The sequence below is a fragment of the Promicromonospora xylanilytica genome (assembly GCF_054782895.1).
This window is the reverse complement of the sequence record NZ_BAAGRP010000015.1, coordinates 79,086-98,330: the sequence shown is the minus strand read 5'-3', so window position 1 is coordinate 98,330 and position 19,245 is coordinate 79,086. Positions and strand designations below refer to the sequence as shown.

Annotated in this window: 19 protein-coding genes and 3 tRNA genes; 6 read left to right on the top strand and 16 right to left on the bottom strand. The window is 71.3% G+C overall.

Annotation, left to right across the window (positions count from 1 at the left end; all coding sequences use genetic code 11):
• Nucleotides 1-95: 95 nt before the first annotated feature.
• Both lpdA and rnhA read right to left on the bottom strand, forming a co-directional pair.
• Nucleotides 96-1,499, bottom strand: a complete 1,404-nt coding sequence (gene lpdA, locus ACYVK7_RS15315) for a dihydrolipoyl dehydrogenase (RefSeq protein WP_460888581.1) — start codon at nt 1,497-1,499, stop codon at nt 96-98.
• A 101-nt stretch (nt 1,500-1,600) separates the two neighbouring features.
• Complete coding sequence (gene rnhA, locus ACYVK7_RS15310) at nt 1,601-2,020, bottom strand: ribonuclease HI (protein WP_460888590.1); 420 nt, start codon at nt 2,018-2,020, stop codon at nt 1,601-1,603.
• Between the two features lie 179 nt (nt 2,021-2,199).
• On the opposite strand from rnhA, the gene ACYVK7_RS15305 reads away from it, so the two are divergent.
• Nucleotides 2,200-3,081 (top strand): LLM class flavin-dependent oxidoreductase, encoded by an 882-nt coding sequence (locus tag ACYVK7_RS15305; RefSeq protein WP_460888580.1) that lies wholly within the window; start codon nt 2,200-2,202, stop codon nt 3,079-3,081.
• Between the two features lie 111 nt (nt 3,082-3,192).
• The gene (locus ACYVK7_RS15300) at nt 3,193-4,395 is read left to right on the top strand and encodes a M14 family zinc carboxypeptidase (RefSeq protein WP_460888579.1); all 1,203 of its coding nucleotides are present in this window, start codon (nt 3,193-3,195) and stop codon (nt 4,393-4,395) included.
• A 107-nt stretch (nt 4,396-4,502) separates the two neighbouring features.
• Here the strand turns inward: ACYVK7_RS15300 and leuD are convergent, their stop codons facing one another.
• Nucleotides 4,503-5,138 carry a 3-isopropylmalate dehydratase small subunit gene (gene leuD, locus ACYVK7_RS15295; protein WP_460888578.1) on the bottom strand — a complete coding sequence of 212 codons (636 nt, stop codon included), beginning with the start codon at nt 5,136-5,138 and terminating at the stop codon, nt 4,503-4,505.
• Nucleotides 5,139-5,152: 14 nt separating this feature from the next.
• Nucleotides 5,153-6,667, bottom strand: coding sequence for a 3-isopropylmalate dehydratase large subunit (gene leuC / locus ACYVK7_RS15290; protein ID WP_460888577.1), 1,515 nt, complete (start codon nt 6,665-6,667; stop codon nt 5,153-5,155).
• Between the two features lie 78 nt (nt 6,668-6,745).
• On the opposite strand from leuC, the gene ACYVK7_RS15285 reads away from it, so the two are divergent.
• The 3 genes from ACYVK7_RS15285 (at nt 6,746) to ACYVK7_RS15275 (ending at nt 8,866) form a co-directional block, all read left to right on the top strand.
• A complete protein-coding gene (locus ACYVK7_RS15285; protein WP_026365378.1) occupies nt 6,746-7,465 on the top strand; it encodes an IclR family transcriptional regulator in 720 nt (239 codons plus the stop codon).
• A gap of 196 nt (nt 7,466-7,661) precedes the next feature.
• Entirely contained in the window at nt 7,662-7,844 is a 183-nt protein-coding gene (locus tag ACYVK7_RS15280) for a hypothetical protein (RefSeq protein ID WP_460888576.1), read from the top strand.
• 59 nt (nt 7,845-7,903) lie between these two features.
• The gene (locus ACYVK7_RS15275) at nt 7,904-8,866 is read left to right on the top strand and encodes a PH domain-containing protein (protein ID WP_460888575.1); all 963 of its coding nucleotides are present in this window, start codon (nt 7,904-7,906) and stop codon (nt 8,864-8,866) included.
• 396 nt (nt 8,867-9,262) lie between these two features.
• Here ACYVK7_RS15275 and ACYVK7_RS15270 read toward each other — a convergent pair.
• From ACYVK7_RS15270 to ACYVK7_RS15220, 11 genes are all read right to left on the bottom strand, one after another.
• Nucleotides 9,263-9,335, bottom strand: a tRNA-Glu gene (locus ACYVK7_RS15270).
• Nucleotides 9,336-9,372: 37 nt separating this feature from the next.
• Nucleotides 9,373-9,445 (bottom strand) — tRNA-Glu (locus tag ACYVK7_RS15265).
• 91 nt (nt 9,446-9,536) lie between these two features.
• Nucleotides 9,537-9,608, bottom strand: a tRNA-Gln gene (locus ACYVK7_RS15260).
• A 204-nt stretch (nt 9,609-9,812) separates the two neighbouring features.
• Nucleotides 9,813-10,586, bottom strand: coding sequence for an HAD family hydrolase (locus ACYVK7_RS15255; protein ID WP_460888574.1), 774 nt, complete (start codon nt 10,584-10,586; stop codon nt 9,813-9,815).
• Nucleotides 10,583-11,665, bottom strand: a complete 1,083-nt coding sequence (locus ACYVK7_RS15250; RefSeq protein WP_460888573.1) for a lysostaphin resistance A-like protein — start codon at nt 11,663-11,665, stop codon at nt 10,583-10,585. Before ACYVK7_RS15250 ends, ACYVK7_RS15255 begins: the two co-directional genes overlap by 4 nt.
• 63 nt (nt 11,666-11,728) lie before the next feature.
• The gene (gltX, locus tag ACYVK7_RS15245; protein WP_460888572.1) at nt 11,729-13,210 is read right to left on the bottom strand and encodes a glutamate--tRNA ligase; all 1,482 of its coding nucleotides are present in this window, start codon (nt 13,208-13,210) and stop codon (nt 11,729-11,731) included.
• Between the two features lie 9 nt (nt 13,211-13,219).
• Nucleotides 13,220-13,651, bottom strand: coding sequence for a hypothetical protein (locus ACYVK7_RS15240; protein WP_460888571.1), 432 nt, complete (start codon nt 13,649-13,651; stop codon nt 13,220-13,222).
• 3 nt (nt 13,652-13,654) lie between these two features.
• Nucleotides 13,655-14,416 carry a GNAT family N-acetyltransferase gene (locus ACYVK7_RS15235; protein ID WP_460888570.1) on the bottom strand — a complete coding sequence of 254 codons (762 nt, stop codon included), beginning with the start codon at nt 14,414-14,416 and terminating at the stop codon, nt 13,655-13,657.
• Nucleotides 14,413-15,066: an NUDIX domain-containing protein gene (locus tag ACYVK7_RS15230; protein ID WP_460888569.1), complete on the bottom strand. Its 654-nt coding sequence runs from the start codon at nt 15,064-15,066 to the stop codon at nt 14,413-14,415. The genes ACYVK7_RS15235 and ACYVK7_RS15230 overlap by 4 nt, the downstream gene beginning before the upstream one ends.
• 1 nt (nt 15,067) lies before the next feature.
• A complete protein-coding gene (locus tag ACYVK7_RS15225) occupies nt 15,068-15,850 on the bottom strand; it encodes a fumarylacetoacetate hydrolase family protein (protein WP_460888568.1) in 783 nt (260 codons plus the stop codon).
• A 31-nt stretch (nt 15,851-15,881) separates the two neighbouring features.
• On the bottom strand, nt 15,882-16,859 hold the full coding sequence (locus ACYVK7_RS15220) for a class I SAM-dependent methyltransferase (protein WP_460888567.1): 978 nt from the start codon (nt 16,857-16,859) through the stop codon (nt 15,882-15,884).
• A gap of 140 nt (nt 16,860-16,999) precedes the next feature.
• On the opposite strand from ACYVK7_RS15220, the gene ACYVK7_RS15215 reads away from it, so the two are divergent.
• Nucleotides 17,000-18,316 carry a heparan-alpha-glucosaminide N-acetyltransferase domain-containing protein gene (locus tag ACYVK7_RS15215; RefSeq protein WP_460888566.1) on the top strand — a complete coding sequence of 439 codons (1,317 nt, stop codon included), beginning with the start codon at nt 17,000-17,002 and terminating at the stop codon, nt 18,314-18,316.
• Here ACYVK7_RS15215 and ACYVK7_RS15210 read toward each other — a convergent pair.
• On the bottom strand, nt 18,282-19,193 hold the full coding sequence (locus ACYVK7_RS15210; protein ID WP_460888565.1) for a PhzF family phenazine biosynthesis protein: 912 nt from the start codon (nt 19,191-19,193) through the stop codon (nt 18,282-18,284). The genes ACYVK7_RS15215 and ACYVK7_RS15210 overlap by 35 nt on opposite strands.
• Nucleotides 19,194-19,245 lie beyond the last annotated feature (52 nt).

The window sequence follows — 19,245 nt, the reverse complement described above, 5'->3', positions numbered from 1 at the left end:
CGACACCCCGGCACGCGAAGAGGCCCGGATCCGCGGAATTCCGCGGATCCGGGCCTCTGACCAGGTTCGACTCCCGAGAAACCGGGAGACTGGTCTCAGAAGTTGATCATGTGCCCGGCAATACCGTGCACCGTCTCCTGCACCGACTCCGACAGCGTCGGGTGGGTGTGCACGTTGCGTGCCACCTCGTCGGCGGTGAGGTCCCACTTCTGCGCGAGCGTGAGCTCCGGCAGCAGCTCGGACACGTCCGGGCCGATCATGTGGGCGCCGAGCAGCTCGTTGTACTTGGCGTCGGCGACGAGCTTGACGAAGCCCGTGGTGTCGCCGAGGCCGTGCGCCTTGCCGTTGGCCATCGTCGGGAAGTTCGACACCTTGACGTCGTAGCCCTCGTCGCGGGCCTGCTGCTCCGTGAGGCCGAACGACGCGACCTGCGGCGAGCAGAACGTGGCACGCGGCATCATGCGGTAGTCGCCGAGGGTCTGCGTCTCGGCGCCGGCGATGGTCTCGGCCGCGACGACGCCCTGCGCCTCCGCGACGTGCGCCAGCATGAGCTTGGCGGTGACGTCGCCGATGGCGTAGATGTGCGGCACGTTGGTGCGCATCACGTCGTCGATGGCGATGGCGCCACGGTCGGTGAGCTGAACGCCCGTGTTCTCGAGGCCGAACCCGCTCACGTTGGGCGCGAAGCCGACGGCCATGAGCACCTTGTCGACCACGAGCTCGCCCGGCTTGTCGTCCTTGACGCCCTTGTACGAGACGGTGACGGACGAGCCGTCGTCCTTGACCGTCTGCACGGCCGTCGAGGTCAGCAGGTTGATGCCGAGCTTCTTGTACTGCTTGGCGATCTCCTTGGAGACGTCCGCGTCCTCGTTCGGCAGCGCACGGTCGAGGAACTCGATGATCGTGACGTCCACGCCGTAGTTCTTGAGGACGTAGCCGAACTCCATGCCGATGGCGCCGGCGCCGACGATGGCGATCGACTTGGGCAGCTCCCGCGTGAGGATCTGCTCCTCGTAGGTCACCACGTTGTCGGACAGCTCGACGCCGGGCAGCAGGCGCACCTCGGAGCCGGTGGCGATGATCGCGTTGTCGAACGTCACCGTCTCGGTGCCGCCCTTGTTGAGGGCCACCTCGATGGTGTTCGCGTCGCGGAAGGTGCCGCGGCCGTCGAGCTCGGCGATCTTGTTCTTCTTCATCAGGAAGTGGACGCCCTTGACGCGGCCGTCCGCGACGGTGCGCGAGCGGTCGAACGCCTTGCCGAAGTCGAACGTGACGTCTCCGGTCATGCCGAAGAGGTCCTTCTGGTGGTTGAAGATGTGGGCCAGCTCAGCGTTGCGGAGCAAGGCCTTCGAGGGGATGCAACCCACGTTGAGGCAGACACCACCCCAATACTTCTCCTCGATGATCGCAACGGACTGACCGAGCTGGGCAGCGCGGATGGCGGCGACGTAGCCGCCGGGGCCCGCACCGAGGAGTACGACGTCGTAGTGGGAAGCCATGGGACAAGGGTATTAGTGCGCGCCAATCCCCGTGACGTGACTTCGGTCTCGTTACCGCTACGACTCCCGAAAGTGCCCGGCGACCCGGCAGAAGATGCCGGTCAGCGCACGCTGTCGACGCCCAGGTTCGCCAGGGCGTCGGCCCGCTCGTTGCCCGGGTCGCCCGCGTGGCCCTTGACCCAGACCCAGCTGACCTCGTGCTCCGCCACCTCGGCGTCGAGCTCCTGCCACAGGTCCACGTTCTTGACCGGCTGCTTGGACGCCGTCTTCCAGCCGTTGCGCTTCCAGCCCTTGATCCAGGTCTTCATACCGTTCATCACGTACGACGAGTCGACGTGGATGATGACCGTGCTGGGCCGCTTGAGCGCCCGCAGCGCCTCGACCACGGCCTTGAGCTCCATGCGGTTGTTCGTGGTGACCTTCTCACCGCCGAACAGCTCCTTCTCGTGCTCGCCGAAGCGCAGCAGCGCCCCCCACCCGCCGAGGCCGGGGTTGCCCTTGCACGCGCCGTCGGTCCACATCTCCACGGTGCCCTGACCGGTCTGGTCGGTCTCGATGAGGCTGGTCTCCACGGTGCTGGCGCTCTCGTTCTGGGTGTTCTCGACGGTGCTGGTCACGGCCTCACCCTAGTCGTGTCAGTGGCTCGGCGTAGCGTGGTCGAAGACGTCGGACGAGCACCCTGGACGCACGGAGGAACGGCATGAAGTTCGGTTTCATCAGCAGCTTCGGAACGATCGACCAGCACGTCGCGCTGGCGCGCGAGAGCGAGGCGCACGGCTGGGACGGGTTCTTCACGTGGGACGCGATCAGCCTGGACGGGGAGTGGGCCATGCCGGTCTACGACCCGTTCGCGGTGCTGGCCGCCGCGGCCACCGTGACCGAACGCGTCGCCCTGGGCGCCATGGTGTTCGCCGTGCCTCGGCACCGTCCGTGGGAGCTCGCGCAGCGCGCCCTGACCGTGGACCGTCTGTCCGGCGGGCGTCTGGTGCTGCCGGTCGGCGTCGGGGTGACCGACGATCGCGGGTTCACGTCGGTCCAGGGGCAGGCCACGGGCCTGAAGGAGCGTGCGGCCCAGCTGGACGAGACCCTCGACTGGCTCGAACGGTCCTGGTCCGGGGAGGAGTTCGAGTTCCGTGGCGAGCAGATCAGCACGGGACCGTTCCGCTTCCCGGAGCGCCCCGTCAACGGCCGCATCCCGGTATGGCCGGTCGGTGTGTGGGACGCGGAGCGGCCGCCCACCAAGAACCTGCAGCGCACGCTGCGCTGGGACGGGATCGTCCCGCAGCTGCGCGGCACGGCGGACGACCTGACGTCGGAGCACGTGACCGGCCTGGTCGACTGGCTGAACGCCCACCGGTCCGACGTCGCGGGCGGGCGCGGTACGGCGGGCGACAGCGGCGAGCGGCCGTTCGAGGTGATCCTCCAGGGCAAGCTCCCGACCGACCCGGGCGAGGCGGCCGAGCAGGCCCGCGTCATGGCCGACGCCGGCGTCACCTGGTGGATCGAGTCCTGGTGGGACCCGGCGACGGTCACGCCGGAGATCCTCCTGGAGAAGGTGCGCCAGGGTCCGCCGTCGGTCTGACGACGGCCTTCCATTCTACGGAAAGCCCCTTCCATTATTGCCTGCCTTGCGCATAGTGTCCCTGAGCAACGAGGTCCCGAGCCACGGGACCCGGACGCCCGTGGAGGCCGCATGTCGAGGAACGCCCGACCCGACCAGAAGCTCAGCACCACACGTCGCTGGACGGCAGCCGCCGCCGGCTCCGCGCTCGCCCTGGGTACCTGCCTCGTACCTCTTGTCGCGGCGCCGGCGGTCGCCCTCCCTCCCGAGTCGCACTGCGGCACGGAGCCCGGCAACAACAACGACGGGTTCGTGAACCACGCCCAGCTCACCCGGTCGCTCGACCGGATCGAGTCGACGTCGGGCGGCGAGGTGGACGTCGAGGTAGCCGGCCACAGCAACCAGGGGCGTGAGATCTACACGGCTCGAGTGGGGCACGGTGACACGGTCGTCCTCGTCGAGTCGCAGATCCACGGCAACGAGAACCACGGCACCGAGGCCCTGCTCGATCTGCTGGGCTTCTGGGGCGGTCACAGCCCGGCCGCGGCGGCGATCCGCGAGGAGGTGACGATCGTCGCGGTGCCCCGTCTCAACGTGGACGGCGGTGAGCGTGACACCCGCCAGAACGAGATGACGTGGGACGACGCCGTCGCCGAGTTCCCGCAGCTGGAGGGTGCCGCGCCGTCGTGGAACTACAACGCGAACGTCCAGGGCTTCGACATCAACCGTGACTACCACCCGGACCTCGACTACGTGCCCGACCCGGCGGACTTCCCGGGCAACAGCGCGGACACCGGCTGGTACATCACGCCGGAGGCGCAGACGCTACGGGAGGTCTACCGCGGGCTCGAGGGCGAGTTCGGCACCGTCGACTACTTCGTGGACCTGCACAACCAGTGGTCGTGCTATGCCACGGACGACCTGGAGAACATGTCGCCGCTGTCCATCTCGGCCCGCTTCATCGCCGACCCGAGCGAGTTCGGCGACTGGCCCAAGTTCGACTACGACCACTCCCGCCGGGCCAACGTGGCCGTCTACGAGGCGCTGCAGGACCGCGGCGAGGCCGGGTTCGGCGACCTGACGCTCTACCCGCAGGACACGAACCTGCCGGGCACGGCCCTCGGCGCGTTCGCCCTGCGCGGCAGCGCCACGGTGCTCTTCGAGACGTCGAGCCAGACGCAGTACGACGGGATGAAGCGCAACGGCATGCTGCGCAAGCAGATCGAGATCGGGCTCGGCGGCCTCGTGGAGTCCGTCGCGGACGGCTCCATCGACGGCCTCGACCCCGAGAGCTACGAGGACATCCCCGAGCGGGTGTACCTGCCCGCGGACTGACGTCACCAACCAACAACCGTGAAACACCGAGGGCCTGCGCGATCCTGGACAACAGGATCGCGCAGGCCCTTCGACATTCGGGGCGCCCAGTTCGGGGCACCCAGGGATCAGACCGGGCGCGCCGCCTCGATCTCCACGGACGGGAGGTGCCGGGCCGGCAGCGTCTTGGGACGCCACGACTCGCGGGTCTCCTCGAACGCGGCGATCTTGTCGGCCTCCTGCAGGGTGAGCCCGATGTCGTCGAGCCCCTCCATCAGGCGCCACCGCGTGTAGTCGTCGATCTGGAACGGCACGGTGACGTCGTCGGCCGACGCGGTCTTGGCCTCGAGGTCGACGGTCACCTCGGTGCCCGGCTTGGTCTCGAGGATCTTCCACAGGATCTCGAGGTCCTCGGGCGAGACGACGCCCGCGACGAGGCCCTGCTTGCCCGAGTTGCCACGGAAGATGTCCGCGAACCGGGAGGACAGCACGACCCGGAAGCCGTAGTCCTTGAGCGCCCAGACGGCGTGCTCACGCGAGGAGCCGGTGCCGAAGTCGGGCCCGGCCACGAGCACGGAGCCCGCCGAGTACGCCTCCTGGTTCAGCACGAACGAGGGGTCGCCCCGCCACGCGGCGAACAGCGCGTCCTCGAACCCGGTGCGCGTGACCCGCTTGAGGTACACGGCGGGGATGATCTGGTCCGTGTCGACGTTGCTCCGCCGCAGCGGCACGCCGACACCGGTGTGGGTGTGGATCTTCTCCATGGTCTGTGCTCCTCTCAGCGCGCGACGGGCAGCGGCAGGTCGACGACGACGGACTCGCCCAGCGGGGACGCGCCCACGCCGTCGAGCGGCGAGCCGTCGAACGTGGTGATGTCAATCTCGTCGGGCAGGTCCAGGTCGGAGACGCTGGAGAGCTTCCCCCGGATCGCCGTCGCCGCGGCGACCAGCGGCGAGACCAGGTGGGTACGCCCGCCCTTGCCCTGCCGTCCCTCGAAGTTGCGGTTCGACGTCGACGCCGACCGCTCCCCCGGCGCGAGCTGGTCCGGGTTCATGCCGAGGCACATGGAGCACCCGGCGTTGCGCCACTCGGCGCCGAACTCCTTGAAGATCACGTCGAGCCCCTCGGCCTCGGCCTGCAGCCGCACGCGGGCGGAGGACGGCACCACGAGCACGCGCAGGGAGTCGGCCTTCTTGCGGCCCTTGACCACCTTGGCGACCGACCGCAGGTCCTCGATGCGACCGTTGGTGCACGAGCCGATGAACACGGTGTCCACGCTGATGTCGCGCAGCGGCGTGCCGGCGGTCAGGCCCATGTACTCCAGGGCCTTCGCGGCGGTCTCGCGCTCACCCTCGTCGGCGATCTCCGCCGGGACGGGCACGGACGCCGACAGCGGCAGGCCCTGGCCCGGGTTGGTGCCCCAGGTGACGAAGGGCTCCAGGTCGGCGGCCTCCAGCACCACCTCGGCGTCGAACCGCGCGTCGTCGTCCGTGCGGAGCGTCTTCCAGTACTCGACGGCGGCGTCCCAGTCCTCGCCCTCGGGCGCGTGGGGGCGCCCCTTGAGGTACTCGAACGTGGTCTCGTCCGGAGCGATCATGCCCGCGCGGGCGCCGGCCTCGATCGACATGTTGCAGATGGTCATCCGGGCTTCCATGGAGAGCGCGCGGATGGCCTCGCCGCGGTACTCGAGCACGTAGCCCTGACCGCCGCCGGTGCCGATCTTGGCGATGATCGCCAGGATGATGTCCTTGGACGTCGTGCCCGCGGGCAGCGTCCCGTTCACCGTGATCGCCATGGTCTTGAACGGCGCCAGCGGGAGCGTCTGGGTGGCGAGCACGTGCTCGACCTCGGACGTGCCGATGCCGAACGCGAGTGCGCCGAACGCACCGTGCGTGGACGTGTGCGAGTCACCGCACACCACGGTCAGGCCGGGCATGGTCAGGCCGAGCTGCGGTCCGACCTGGTGCACGATGCCCTGGTCGGCGTCGCCGAGGCTGTGCAGCCGGACGCCGAACTCCTTGGCGTTGGCGCGCAGCGTGTCGATCTGCGTACGGCTCGTCAGATCGGCGATCGGCCGGTCGATGTCGAGCGTGGGAGTGTTGTGGTCCTCGGTCGCGATCGTGAGGTCGGGTCTCCGCACCTGACGTCCGGCGAGGCGCAGCCCTTCGAACGCCTGAGGGCTCGTGACCTCGTGCACCAGGTGCAGGTCGATGTAGAGGAGGTCTGGCGAGCCGCCCTCGCCTCGACGCACCAGGTGCGCCTCCCAGACCTTCTCCGCCAGCGTGCCGGCCATTGCGGTTCGCCTCCTCGTCAGAAACTACTTTCGGGCTTCGACTTGCAATCTCACGTTCCGAGACGGCAATATCGCGGTATGGACGATACTAGCGGAGTCGGCGTCTTGGACAAGGCGGCGTCCGTCCTCGGGGCACTCGAGGCCGGACCGGCCACACTGGCGCAGCTCGTCTCCTCCACCGGCCTGGCTCGCCCGACGGCGCACCGACTGGCCGTGGCACTCGAGCACCACCGCCTGGTGGCACGGGACATGCAGGGCCGTTTTGTGCTGGGTCCGCGCCTCAACGAGCTGGCCACGGCCGCCGGTGAGGACCGCCTGCTGGCGGCTGCGAACCCGGTGCTCATCGCGCTGCGCGACCACACGGGCGAAAGCGCACAACTTTACCGTAGGCAGGGCGATCACCGCGTGTGCGTCGCCGCCGCCGAGCGGCCGGTCGGCCTGCGCGACTCCATCCCCGTGGGGGCGACGCTCAGCATGAGCGCAGGCTCCGCCGCGCACGTGCTGCTCGCGTGGGAGGAGCCGGACCGGCTGCACCGCGGCCTGCGCGACGCGACCTTCACGGCCACCATCCTCTCCGGTGTCCGACGGCGCGGCTGGGCCCAGTCGGTCTCGGAGCGTGAGCTCGGCGTGGCCTCGGTCTCGGCGCCGGTCCGTGGCCCGTCGGGCCGGGTCGTGGCCGCCGTCAGCGTGTCCGGCCCGGTGGAGCGCCTCTCCCGGCAGCCCGGCCGGCTGCACTCGGCTGCCGTCGTCGCCGCGGCGAACAAGCTCACCGAGGTGCTGCACCGGTCCGGCGAGTAGGCGCCGGACCGACGTCGGGCGGCGCGAACCTGCGCGGCGCCCGACCAGTGTGCGGCGGGTGTGTGGCCCGTGAGCGGTCCGTGAGCGTTGGTTCGCCACGCCGAGCCCGGTGATTCCCCAGGTCGGGGTCATATCAGTAGTGTCGTCCGAGACGTGTGCACTTCAGGGGCTCACGCACCAACGCCGGAGGAATCTGATGCCGCCCAAGGTGAAGCTCATCGTCATCTGGCTGGTCGTGATCTTCCTGCTCTACTCGGTGGTCAACGACCCGGAAGGCTCGGCCGACGTCGTGCGCGCCCTCTGGGACGTCATCTGGGGCGCCATCGCGAACATCGGTGTGTTCTTCGAGGAGCTCTTCACCGGGTCCATGGGCCGCTGACCACGTAAGGTCGGCGGCGAGGCTCGACCGCATCCGACCGCACCCCCCGGGGAGACCGCATGAGCGCCACAGCGGACTTTGTCGTCCCCCACCGCGCCCTGCAGCGGTACATCCTGGCGAACGAGAAGATCATCATCGCCACCCACCGGCACTGGGGCATGCTCTGGGAGCCGATCCTCACGGCGGCGGCGGCGTTCCTGCTGGCGGTGTCCCTGCTCGTCGCCGTGGACCCCAACGTCCGGGACGACCTGGGCTGGGTGTGGCTGCCGTTCGTCGTGCTGGGCGGGCGGCTGCTCTACAAGTGGCTGGAGTGGCGGGCCCGATGGTTCGTCATGACCGACCGCCGGCTGCTGCTCCTCGACGGGTTCCTGATCCACCGGGTGGCGATGATGCCGTCCGAGAAGGTGACCGACCTCGGGTACGAGCGCACGCCGATGGGCCAGGTGCTCGGCTACGGCACGTTCATCTTCGAGACCGCCGGGCAGGACCAGGCCCTCGACCGGGTCACCTGGATCCCCCGGCCGGACTCCCGGTACCGGCTCATCATCGCGTCGCTCTTCCACCCCGACGCCGCCGACGCCGAGGCGGCGGCGCAGGCCAACCCGGACATCCGGCCGGAGGCCGCCCCGACGTCCGACTCCGCCCTGCCGCCCTCGCTCATGCCGCGGATCGGACGGCGCAGCAACCCGCCGACGCAGCGCATCGAGCTGCCGATCGGCCGCGGCGGCGACCCGGCGGGCACCGCCGAGGAGGGCGCGGCGCAGGCGCCGACAGCCCTCGGCGCGGAGCCCACCGGTGTCACGTGGTCGTCCACGGGGGCGGGCGCTGCGGCGTCCGCCGGCAGCTCCCCCGGCCGGACCGCCGGCAGCTCCCCCGGCCGGACTTCCGGCGACACCCCGGGCAGAACCAGCGACGGAGCCCGTGGCGAGCACGTGCCCGGCGGACCCACCGCGGACCCGAACGCCACCGAGGTGCGGCCCGAACCGTTCATCGAGGGCGGCAAGGACCCGAAGATCCGCTGACCGCGGTCCGTCTGCCGGACTCGGCCAGAGCACCCGACTGCAGACTTGGTCGCAGCCCGCGACAGCGACTGCAGACTTCGCTGCGGCCTGAAGGGTCGCAACCGCGACAAACTCTGCACTGGCCCAGCGGCGGCGCGCACAAGTCTGCAGTCGAAGGGCAGGACCGGTGCCCTGGGCCCGGCAGAATCCGCCGACTGCAGACCTAGCCGCGGCACCCGACAGCGAGTGCAGACCCAGTTGCGGCTACGACCCCTCAGACCGCGACGAACTCTGCACTGGCCCAGCGGCGGCGCGCACAAGTCTGCAGTCGATGGAGCCGGACGACTGCAAGCCCCCGGAACAGCGCAGCCCCAGACGGCGAAAGGCCCGGTCCGCGTGGACCGGGCCTTTCTGCTGTACCCCCAGTGGGATTTGAACCCGCGTTACCGCCGTGAGAGGGCGACGTCCTAGGCCGCTAGACGATGGGGGCCTGAACGGATCCACCGGCCGAAGCCGATGAACCTGCGTACCCCCAGCGGGATTTGAACCCGCGTTACCGCCGTGAGAGGGCGGCGTCCTAGGCCGCTAGACGATGGGGGCCTGAACTACCGGTTGACGACCGGTTGCCGGTGAGAACCGTAGCGCACCGTTCCGCCGACTCGCATCGGCTACGGGTGCGCTGTGCTCTGCGCTGGGGTACCAGGACTCGAACCTAGACTAAGTGAACCAGAATCACTCGTGCTGCCAATTACACCATACCCCATGGGGGTAATAACCGTCCGGATACACCTGTGTCCAACAGGCTTTCCGTGGAGGCCTTACCGCTGGAGAACACTACCTGACCTCGCACGGTGGTCAAAACGCAAAGGGGGTGCCGTCCGTCACGCCGTGGTCATCCTGCTGGTGACACGCGCATCGAGCCGCTAGATGACGCCGAATCCGACGCCCGAAGCGGCCGTCAGCGACCCTAGTAGCCCAGCGCCGCCGGAAGCTCCTCCAGCGTCTCGATCACCACGACCCCCGCCGCCCGCAGCGCGACCGGATCCTGCGCGTCCCCCAGTGCGCCGTCAGGCAGCGCGGGACCGCCGTGGTAGCCCGGACCCCTCCGGTGGCCCGCCCGGTCCAGCCAGACGCCCGTCAGGCCCGCCTGGTGGGCCGCCAGCGCGTCCACCGCGGGTTCGTCGCCCACGTACGCGGTCCGGGCCGGCTCCGTGCCCAGCAGGCGCGCGCCCTCGAGGAACACCCGGGGGTCGGGCTTGCCGAAGCCCAGCGTGTCGACGCCGACCAGCACGGGCAGGTCGCCCAGGCCCGCCAGCTTGAGCTTGCGTTCCTGCAGCTCCGCGGCGGCGTTCGTCACCACGCCGACGCGGATCCCCGCCGCGACGACCGCGTGGACGGCGGCCACGGCGTCGGTGTGCGCCGTCCACGACTTCTCGAAGGTGCCCCAGAACAGCGCGTCCCAGGCCGTGAAGGACGACGGCGTGACGGGCGCCCCGCCGAACGTCTCGTGCAGCAGCACCGCCCGGAGCCTGCGCTGCGTCACGTGGTCCATCTCGCCCCGGGTGTACCGGGCGTAGTACCCGCCCGGGTCGGTGCGCCAGTGCGACAGGATCTCCGGCTCCCGCTCAGGCTCCACGTGCGGCAGGTACTCGGCCCGCACGGCCGCCAGCGCCAGCGCGAAGGCGCCCTTGGTGTCGACGAGGGTGTCGTCGACGTCGAACAGGATCCCGTCCATCGTCATGCCGTCTCTCCCTTGGCAGGTTCGTGCGGAGCCGGAGCCGGAGCCGGCGCCGGAGCCACCTCGGGCTCAGGCACCACCAGGGCCGGCCGCCGGCGTCGGGCCCACCACAGCAGCACGGCGGCGGTGATCACCGTGACGATGATGCTGGCGGCGCCCTCGACGGGCAGCACCTCGGTGATCAGGAGCGACTCCTCCAGGCCGTCGTAGGCGATGGCGAGGGCGAACGCCAGCAGGTTGTTCGCCGCGTGCAGCGCGACGGCGATCTCCAGCCCGCCGGTCCGCCAGACGAGCACGCTCGCGACGAGGCCGAACACCAGCCGGTCGCCGAACAGCCAGGGGCTCTGCGTGCCGTGCGCCATCGCGAAGAGGATCGCCGTCACGACGGCGGGCAGGGCGATCGCGAGCCAGCGCCAGCGGAGCAGGCTGCCGATCCACTGCGACAGCCAGCCGCGGAAGAAGTACTCCTCGCCGGCCGCCTGCAGCGGTGTCGTGAGCAGGATGACCACGGAGAGCGCCAGCCAGCCGGACGCCGGCGTGAGCGGCCACCAGCCGGACTCGTCGGCGCCGGGCTCGGCCGCGCCGCCCGCCGAACCGGTGCCCGCGTCGACCGGCATCCCGAGCTGGGTCAGGAGCAGCTCGCTGCCGAGCGTGAGCGGTACCAGGAGCAGCAGCGCCACCCCGATCCCGCCGAGCAGCAGGCGCCAGCGCACCCTCCCGAGCACCGAGGAGACCAGCCCGGCGCGCCGGGCCTGCGCCCACGTCGCCACCAGGGCCAGGGGGATGCCGAGCGCGAGGCCCAGGTTGGTCACGAGCATGCCCGTGGGCGACACGAACCAGGCGTCGGTGAGCGAGCCGGGGTCCGGCAGCTGCAGACCGGCCGCCTGCGCGACGATGAACGCGAGGGCGTACAGCAGCATCGCCCCGGCCAGCAGCACGGCGCAGGCCACCACGGCGACCAGCCCGAGCAGGGGGCGCCACCACCGGTGCCGCGGCCCGCGGAGGGCCTGCGGATACTCACGCAGAGCGGGCGTCCCTCCGGCTGGGGGCGGCACGGCGTCAGGTGTCATGGCGTCGGTCACCCCAGCACGGTAGACCACCACCCCGAACGCGGGCTGCACACGCCATGTGCACCGGACGAACAGTCACTCCGCGGCGGCCGACACCTCCGCCGACACCGGGGCGGCCGTCTCGGCCAGCCGGGCCAGCGCCGCGTCGATCCGCGCGAGCGTGCGCTCGCGACCGAGCACCTCGAGCGACTCGAACAGCGGAAGCCCGATGCGGCGGCCGGTCACGGCCACGCGGACGGGAGCCTGCGCCTTGCCCAGCTTCATGCCGTGCGCCTCGCCCACGGTCAGCACCGTGTCCTTGAGCGTCTCGGCGGCCCAGGCCGCGTCGACCAGGGCGGCGCGGACGTCGGTCAGCAGCTCGGCGGCGCCGGCCTTCATGGCCTTGTTCCAGGAGTCCTCGTCGATGGCGGGGGCGTCGAGGAACAGGAAGTCCACGTTGTCCGTGATCTCGGACAACGTGGCCACCCGGGAGTGGGCGAGCGGCGCGACGGCGTCGAACACGGCCGCGTCGAACTGCTCCTCGCTCCACGGCGCGCGCGGGGCGTGCAGCCACGGGTCGCAGGCCGCCGTGAACTCCGGGACGCTCAGCGCCCGGATGTACTCGCCGTTGAACGCGGTGAGCTTCTTGACGTCGAAGAACGCCGATGACGAGTTGATGTCCTCGACGCGGAACCGGCGCACCAGCTCCTCGAACGGGAGGATCTCCTCGTCGTTGCCCGGCGCCCAGCCGAGCAGCATCAGGTAGTTGACCATCGCGTCGGGCAGTATGCCCTCGGCGAGGTAGTCCTCCAGCGCCACCTTGTCGCGGCGCTTGGAGAGCTTCTGCCGCTTCTCGTTGACGATCACGGGCATGTGCGCCCACTGCGGCGGGGTGTGGCCAAGGGCCTCCCACAGCAGCTGCTGCTTGGGCGTGTTGGGCAGGTGCTCCTCGGCACGCATGACCAGGGTGATGTTCTCGTCGATGTCGTCCACGACGTTGGCCAGCAGGAACACCGGCGAGCCGTTGCCGCGCGCGATGACGAAGTCCTCGAGGTTCTTGTTCGGGAACGTCGGGTTGCCGCGGATCAGGTCGACCACCTGCGTCTCGCCCTCGTCGGGCGTGCGGAAGCGCAGCGCACGACCCTCTGCGTACTCGAGGCCCCGGTCGCGGCAGTAACCGTCGTAGCCGGTCTGCTGGCTGCCCGTACGCGCGATGACGACGTCGCGCGTGCAGTCGCAGTAGTACGCCTTGCCCTCGGCGAAGAGCCGCTGGGCCGCGTCCTGCTGGATGCCCGCGTTCTCGGACTGGAAGTACGGCCCCTCGAACGCCGGGTCGTCCTTGCGGATGCCCAGCGCCTCCATGGCCGACAGGATCCCGTCCACCCACTCGGGCTGGTTCCTCGAGGCGTCCGTGTCCTCGATGCGCAGCACGAACGTGCCGCCCTGCTGCTTCGCCACCGCCCAGTTGAACAGCGCGGAGCGGGCACCGCCCACGTGGAACATTCCGGTCGGGGAGGGTGCGAAGCGGACGCGGACGGCCACGTCCGAGCCGGTCGAGGTGTCGGTTGCTGAAGTCACGGACCCAGCCTATGCGGTGGGACCGACAGCGCCGTCCCGAGCGGCCCGGTCGCGGCGGTCGCCGACCAGCAGCCCGACGACGTAGGCCAGCCAGGTGGCGACCGAGCCGGCGGCGAGCACGAGGAGCATGAGCACGCCCCACTCCTCCTCGTCGCCCCGCCAGGGTGTCTCGGCGACAAAGTAGACCGCACCGGCGGCCACGAACAGGACGGCGCCGACGCCGAGCGCCGCCCAGGCGTCGCTGACACCCCGCAGCCGGAGCAGGCCGACGGCGAGGAGGACTGCGGCCAGCACGGCGGCCGTCACGGCGAGCGCGAACAGGAGAGCGGTGCCGACGTAGTCCAGCCCGAGGTCACCGCTCGCCAGGTAGATCAGGCCCACCACCGCGGTGACGCCGAACGCCACGGGTGTCAGTACGAGGAACCGCCGCACGATCTGCATGACTCATGATGACCGGTCGACCAGCCGTTTCACGTACCGGCGCGTCGGCAGCGGCACGGGGCCCGCTGCCGTCTCGGCCTGGTAGTCGAACGGTCCGGCGTCCGACCAGCCCTGGCGTTCGTAGAACCGCCGTGCCCGCCCGTTGTCCGTCACGACGGCGAGCCAGGCCTCGGCATGCCCGGCGGCCGCGACCCGGCCCTCGCCGGCGCAGAGCAGATGCGCCGCGATACCGGAGCCACGGTGCGTCGCCGAGACGAAGACCTTCTCGATCTCGTCGCCGTGGACGGTGACGAACCCGACCACACCGCCGTCCGCCGCTCCCGCGTCCGCCACGGTGGTACCGGGGACCAGTGCCGCCGCGCGCGGCCCGAACGAGTCACGAGGCCGGGCGGCCTTCAGCTCCGGCGGCACCAGCCCGCTGAGCCCGTCCACCCAGGCGGCGTGCCAGACGTCGGCGATATCCGGGGCATCCTCGGGCACGGCCTGCCGGAGCTCGACGTGCCGCACGCGCAGAGGCGCGAGCAGGAAGCGGTCCTCGTCCTCCAGCACCACGGGCTCCGTGCGCCAGCCCGGACCCGCGTACCCGACGAGCGCCGCGACGTCACGCCACCGGCTCACGTACGTCAGGGTGTCCGGTCCGACGACGATCTCGTCGCCCAGAAAACCGTCGAGCGACGCGAACCGCGTGATGCCGGCCTCGATGAAGGCACGGAACTCGTCCAGCATCCCGGGCCGCACCAGCGCGGTGGAAGACCTGATGATCATGCGTCGATCATGCGGCACCGCGCCGACCCAGGGCCAGTGCCCCGGGAGAGTGCCCGCGCCCGGGCCGCCGCCACGAGCTCGGCCAGCTCGCGGTCGGGCAGCGCGTCGGCCGCCCACCAGCGCACGTCGAGGGACTCGTCCGAGACGACCGGCTCCGCGCCGGCGTCGGCCACCGCGACGAACCGCACGTCCAGGTGGTGCACGGGGCGTGCCGGATCGCCGGTACCCGGCCGGCAGAACGGCACCACGTGCTCGTCCAGGTGGACCGGCACCGGGTCGACGGACAGCGTGAGCCCCGACTCCTCCTGGGCCTCCCGCCGGGCGGCGGCCGCGAGGCCGACGTCGCCGGCCTCCAGGTGCCCGCCGAGCTGGAACCAGCGCTGCGCCTTGCGGTGGAGGGTCAGCAGCACGTGGCTGCCGTCGTGCGAGAGCACGAGGGTCGACGCCGTCAGGTGGTCCGGCACGCTCTCGCGGAGCACCCCGAACCCGGGCCGCGCCGGCGAGACCTGGCGGTCCAGGTGCCGCACGTAGCGTGCCCGGAGCAGCTCCTGCTCCGGCGTCGGCCCGGTCCAGGCGCGCAGCACCGCCAGCGCGTCGGCGTGGAGCACACCGCCCTCCGACGTCGTCCCGGTAGGTGCCTCGAGCGTCACCTCAGCGACGCACGATCGGGTTGGCCAGGACGCCCAGGCCCTCGACCTCGCACTCGACGCGGTCGCCGTGGTCGATCTTGCCGACGCCGGCGGGCGTGCCCGTGAGGATCACGTCGCCCGGCAGCAGGGTCATCGCCTCGGAGATGTACGACACCAGGAACGGCACGTCGAACACCATGTCGCGGGTGCGGCCGTCCTGACGCGGCTCGCCGTTGACGCGCGAGCGCACGCCGACGTCCTCCGGGTCGAGGTCCGTGTCGATCCACGGGCCCAGCGGGCACGAGGTGTCGAACCCCTTGGCGCGCGCCCACTGCCCGTCGGTGCGCTGGGCGTCCCGGGCCGTCACGTCGTTCGCGACCGTGTACCCGAGGATGTACGACGACGCGTTCTGCGGCGTGACGTCCTTGCACACCTTCGAGATCACGACGGCCAGCTCGGCCTCGTAGCTGACCTCCTGCGTGAAGTCCGGCAGCACCACCGGGTCGTCGGGGCCGACGACCGAGGTGTTCGGCTTGAAGAACAGCAGCGGGCTGGTCGGCACCTCGCCGCCGCCCATCTCCTTGACGTGCTCGACGTAGTTCTTGCCGACGCACACCACCTTGGAGCGGGGGATCACGGGGGCGAGCAGCCGGACGCCGTCGCCCAGCTCGACGCGCTCGCCGGTCGGCATCGCCGGCATGTACAGGGGGTCGCCGCCCAGGACAGCCAGGAAGGTCTTGTCGCCCTCCTGCTGCACGAGGGCGAAGCGGGGGTCGTCTCCGGTGGTGAATCTCGCTATACGCACGAGCCCAATCTACGTCCCGGTGGGCCGTGGGTCAGGCGCGGGCCAGGACCTCGCCGTTCAGGACCGCGAACCAGCCGTCCGGAGCGGCCGCCCACTCGCGCCAGCCCTGGGCGAGCTGTTCGAGGGCCACGTCGTCCGCGAGCGCCGAGTCCTTGGCCTGGACCGCGAAGTTGGACTGGGTGCAGCGTTCGGCCCACAGGCCGCCCCACCAGGTGCGGTCGTCGGGCGTCGCGTAGCACCACACGCTGGCGCCGGGTTCGATCGACGCGGGGTCGAACCCGGCGTCGCGTACCCAGGAGGCGAGGCGGCGGCCGGCGTCGGGCTCGAAGCCGTAGGCGTGGGTGACCTCGTGGTAGAGCATGTTCCACTCGGTGAGCTCGGCGGACTCGGGGAACCAGGTCATGGCCTCGTAGTCGGCGTCGCGCACGGCGACGAACCCGCCGGGCCTGGCGACGCGCTTCATCTCGCGCAGGGCAGCGACGGGGTCGGAGAGGTGCTGGAGGAGCTGGTGGGCGAAGACGACGTCGAACGAGTCGTCGTCGAACGGCAGCTCGTACGCGTTGGCGTGCTCGAAGCTGATGTTCGTGGTGCCGTGGGCGTCGGCGAGGCCGCGCGCGGACTCCAGGACGTCGTCGGAGGCGTCCACGCCGACGACACTGCCCTGCGTGAGCCGCTCGGCGAGGTCGACGGTGACCGTGCCGGGGCCGCAGCCGACGTCGAGGAGCGTCATGTCGGAGAGCAGGTGCGGCAGCAGGAACGCGGCGGAGTTGGCCGCCGTCCTGCGGCGGTGCGAGCGCAGGACGGACTCGTGGTGCCCGTGGGTGTAGGACTCGGACTCCTTGGTCAGGTCCTTCACCGCACCCGGGCTGCTCGGGGCGTCGACCGCGTCGATCGGGTCGGTGCCCGCGGGCTGGGCCTTGTCCCTGACGGCGGCCCTGGGGGTCTCCCGGGGCAGGTCGGTGGACGTGTCAGTGCGGGCCATGTCGTACTCGTTGGCGCTGCCGGTCATGGGCGCACTGTATGTGCGCCGTGCGGGGCGGCACATCTGCGTTCTCATCCCTCGGGACGGCAGGTCCGGGACGGCAGGACGTGCGCGGCCGACGGCGTGGCCCGCGCGCGTCGGCTTCGCGGACACGCAAGGATGCCCGCATGCCCACGCCTGTCCAGCCGTCCGAGCGGCCCGCAGCGACCGGTCGCGCCACCCCTGCCGGGGCAGTCCGCCGGGCCGCGGGCCGGTTCGGCCGCAACCTGCTCGGCGGCCGCGGCCGCGTCGTCGGTGCCGACGTGGCCCGGGGTGTCGCGGTGCTCGGCATGTTCACGGCGCACGTGGGCATCACCTCGGGTGAGGTGGGCACGCTGGAGGGTTGGCTGGGGCTGGCGCACGGCCGGTCGTCGATCCTGTTCGCGACGGTCGCCGGTCTGTCCCTCGCCCTGTTCACCGGCGGCTCGGAGCCGGTCACGGGTGCGGCGATGCGCACCGCGCGGTCGCGGATCCTGGTCCGGGCCGTGCTCCTGCTGGCGCTGGTCGCGGTGCTGGACCTGTTCGGCACGCGGGTGCTCCTGATTCTCGGCTTCTACGCCGCGTACTTCGTGCTCGCCCTCCCGTTCCTGCGGATGCCGCCGGGCCGGCTCGCCGCGACGGCGGTGCTGATCGCGGTCCTCGGGCCGGTCCTCGTGTACTACGGGCCCGAGGTGCTGGCGCGGGCCGGTCTGCGCGCGCCGCACGACGGGTCCGGTGCGGCCACGGACTTTCTCCTCACGGGGCATTACCCTGCGCTGGTCTGGATGGCGTACGTGCTGGCCGGGCTCGCGCTGGGCCGCTGTGACCTGCGGTCGCCGGTGCTGCACCTGGGTCTGGTCGCGGGCGGGTTCGGGCTGGCCGCCGTGAGCTCTCTCGTCTCGGCGACGCTGGTGGCAGGCGCCGGCGGGACGGAGGCCGTGGAGGCCGAGATCGCCATGGCCTCGGCCGAGTACGTGGTGCCGCCGCCCACGTGGTCGGACCCGTGGCCGCCGCTGGCCGGCCTGTACCTCGAGGGCCCGCACGACGACACGATGTTCGAGGCGGTGGGGTCCGGCGGGTTCGCGCTCGGTGTGCTCGGGCTGTGCCTGCTCGTCGGTGCTGCCGTCGGCACGGCCCCGGCCACGTGGTCGCTGCGCGTGCTGCGGTGGGCCCTGGTGGTCGTGGTGACGCCGCTGGCGGCCGTGGGCGCGCTGGCGCTCACCGTGTACTCGGTGCAGATCGCCACCATCTGGTGGTGGACCAGGACCTACTGGGACCTGCTCGAGCCCGCGACCAACGAGCCGCTCGGCTGGATGGTGCTGATCACCCTCGCCGCGGCGACGGCGTGGCGGGCCCTGCTCGGCCGCGGACCGCTGGAACGGCTGTTCGGCCGGGTCGCCCGGACGGCGTTCCCCACGCCCACCGGCGGCACTACCGGAAGCTCACCTGTCCGACGATCGTCGTGACGGTGTCTCCGCCGACCCACACCTCGCCGTCGGGCAGCTTCTCGACATGTACACGGCCGCTGCGACCCAGGACCGTCCCCTGCGACGCCACGTAGGACGACGGCAGCACGTCCCCACCGAGCCACTGCGCGATACCCGCGTTGAGGCTTCCCGTCACCGGGTCCTCGCCGACGCCGATCGACGGCACGAACGCGCGCACCTCGACGGCGGGCGCGTCGGCGCCTTCGTCGACGGCCTCTCTTCCGGCTCTGTGCTCCCCGACCACGCCCACGCCGTACTCGCCGACCACGCCGAGCCTCAGGTCGCCCAGCGCCACGAGGTCGGGCTCCACGGCCAGCACGGCCTCGGCGTCCCGCAGCTGGACCGCCACCCAGCCGGGGCCGTTGTCGACCCACGCCGAGCGGACGACGTCGGACACGTCGATGCCCAGCGCCCGCGCGATCTGCGCCACGTGGGCGTCGTCGACGGCACCCGACCGCAGCAGCGGGGGCGCCGCGAACGCCAGACGCTGTCGCGGCCCCTCGGAGCCGCCGCCCCGCCGCAGCCGCACGAGTCCGACCCCGCACTCCTGGACCACGCCCTCCCCGCGGGGCGCGCCACCAGCCTCGAGCCACGCGTGCGCGGTCCCGAGCGTCGGGTGCCCGGCGAACGGCAGCTCGCCACCCGGCGTCCAGATCCGCACGCGATAGTCGGCGCCGCCGGCTCGACCGCCGTCGGTCGGCGCGAGCAGGAACGTGGTCTCCGAGAGATTGGTCCACCGCGCGAAGGCTGCCATCTGGTCGTCGGTGAGGCCGTCGGCGTCGTGCACGACGGCGACTGGGTTGCCGCTGGTCGGAACCGGTGAGAAGACGTCGACCTGGCGAAACGGAAGGCTCATCCCGCCCACGCTACCGACCGCGCCACGTGGTCTGACAGGTCGTCTCGCAGGG

What these genes read in the sequence shown, in the direction of transcription:
- lpdA (WP_460888581.1), bottom strand. Translation starts at nt 1,499, where the DNA reads ATGGCTTCCCACTACGACGTCGTACTCCTCGGTGCGGGCCCCGGCGGC.
- rnhA (WP_460888590.1), bottom strand. Translation starts at nt 2,020, where the DNA reads ATGTGGACCGACGGCGCGTGCAAGGGCAACCCCGGCCTCGGCGGGTGG.
- ACYVK7_RS15305 (WP_460888580.1), top strand. Translation starts at nt 2,200, where the DNA reads ATGAAGTTCGGTTTCATCAGCAGCTTCGGAACGATCGACCAGCACGTC.
- ACYVK7_RS15300 (WP_460888579.1), top strand. Translation starts at nt 3,193, where the DNA reads ATGTCGAGGAACGCCCGACCCGACCAGAAGCTCAGCACCACACGTCGC.
- leuD (WP_460888578.1), bottom strand. Translation starts at nt 5,138, where the DNA reads ATGGAGAAGATCCACACCCACACCGGTGTCGGCGTGCCGCTGCGGCGG.
- leuC (WP_460888577.1), bottom strand. Translation starts at nt 6,667, where the DNA reads ATGGCCGGCACGCTGGCGGAGAAGGTCTGGGAGGCGCACCTGGTGCGT.
- ACYVK7_RS15285 (WP_026365378.1), top strand. Translation starts at nt 6,746, where the DNA reads ATGGACGATACTAGCGGAGTCGGCGTCTTGGACAAGGCGGCGTCCGTC.
- ACYVK7_RS15280 (WP_460888576.1), top strand. Translation starts at nt 7,662, where the DNA reads ATGCCGCCCAAGGTGAAGCTCATCGTCATCTGGCTGGTCGTGATCTTC.
- ACYVK7_RS15275 (WP_460888575.1), top strand. Translation starts at nt 7,904, where the DNA reads ATGAGCGCCACAGCGGACTTTGTCGTCCCCCACCGCGCCCTGCAGCGG.
- ACYVK7_RS15255 (WP_460888574.1), bottom strand. Translation starts at nt 10,586, where the DNA reads ATGACGATGGACGGGATCCTGTTCGACGTCGACGACACCCTCGTCGAC.
- ACYVK7_RS15240 (WP_460888571.1), bottom strand. Translation starts at nt 13,651, where the DNA reads ATGCAGATCGTGCGGCGGTTCCTCGTACTGACACCCGTGGCGTTCGGC.
- ACYVK7_RS15235 (WP_460888570.1), bottom strand. Translation starts at nt 14,416, where the DNA reads ATGATCATCAGGTCTTCCACCGCGCTGGTGCGGCCCGGGATGCTGGAC.
- ACYVK7_RS15220 (WP_460888567.1), bottom strand. Translation starts at nt 16,859, where the DNA reads ATGACCGGCAGCGCCAACGAGTACGACATGGCCCGCACTGACACGTCC.
- ACYVK7_RS15215 (WP_460888566.1), top strand. Translation starts at nt 17,000, where the DNA reads ATGCCCACGCCTGTCCAGCCGTCCGAGCGGCCCGCAGCGACCGGTCGC.
- ACYVK7_RS15210 (WP_460888565.1), bottom strand. Translation starts at nt 19,193, where the DNA reads ATGAGCCTTCCGTTTCGCCAGGTCGACGTCTTCTCACCGGTTCCGACC.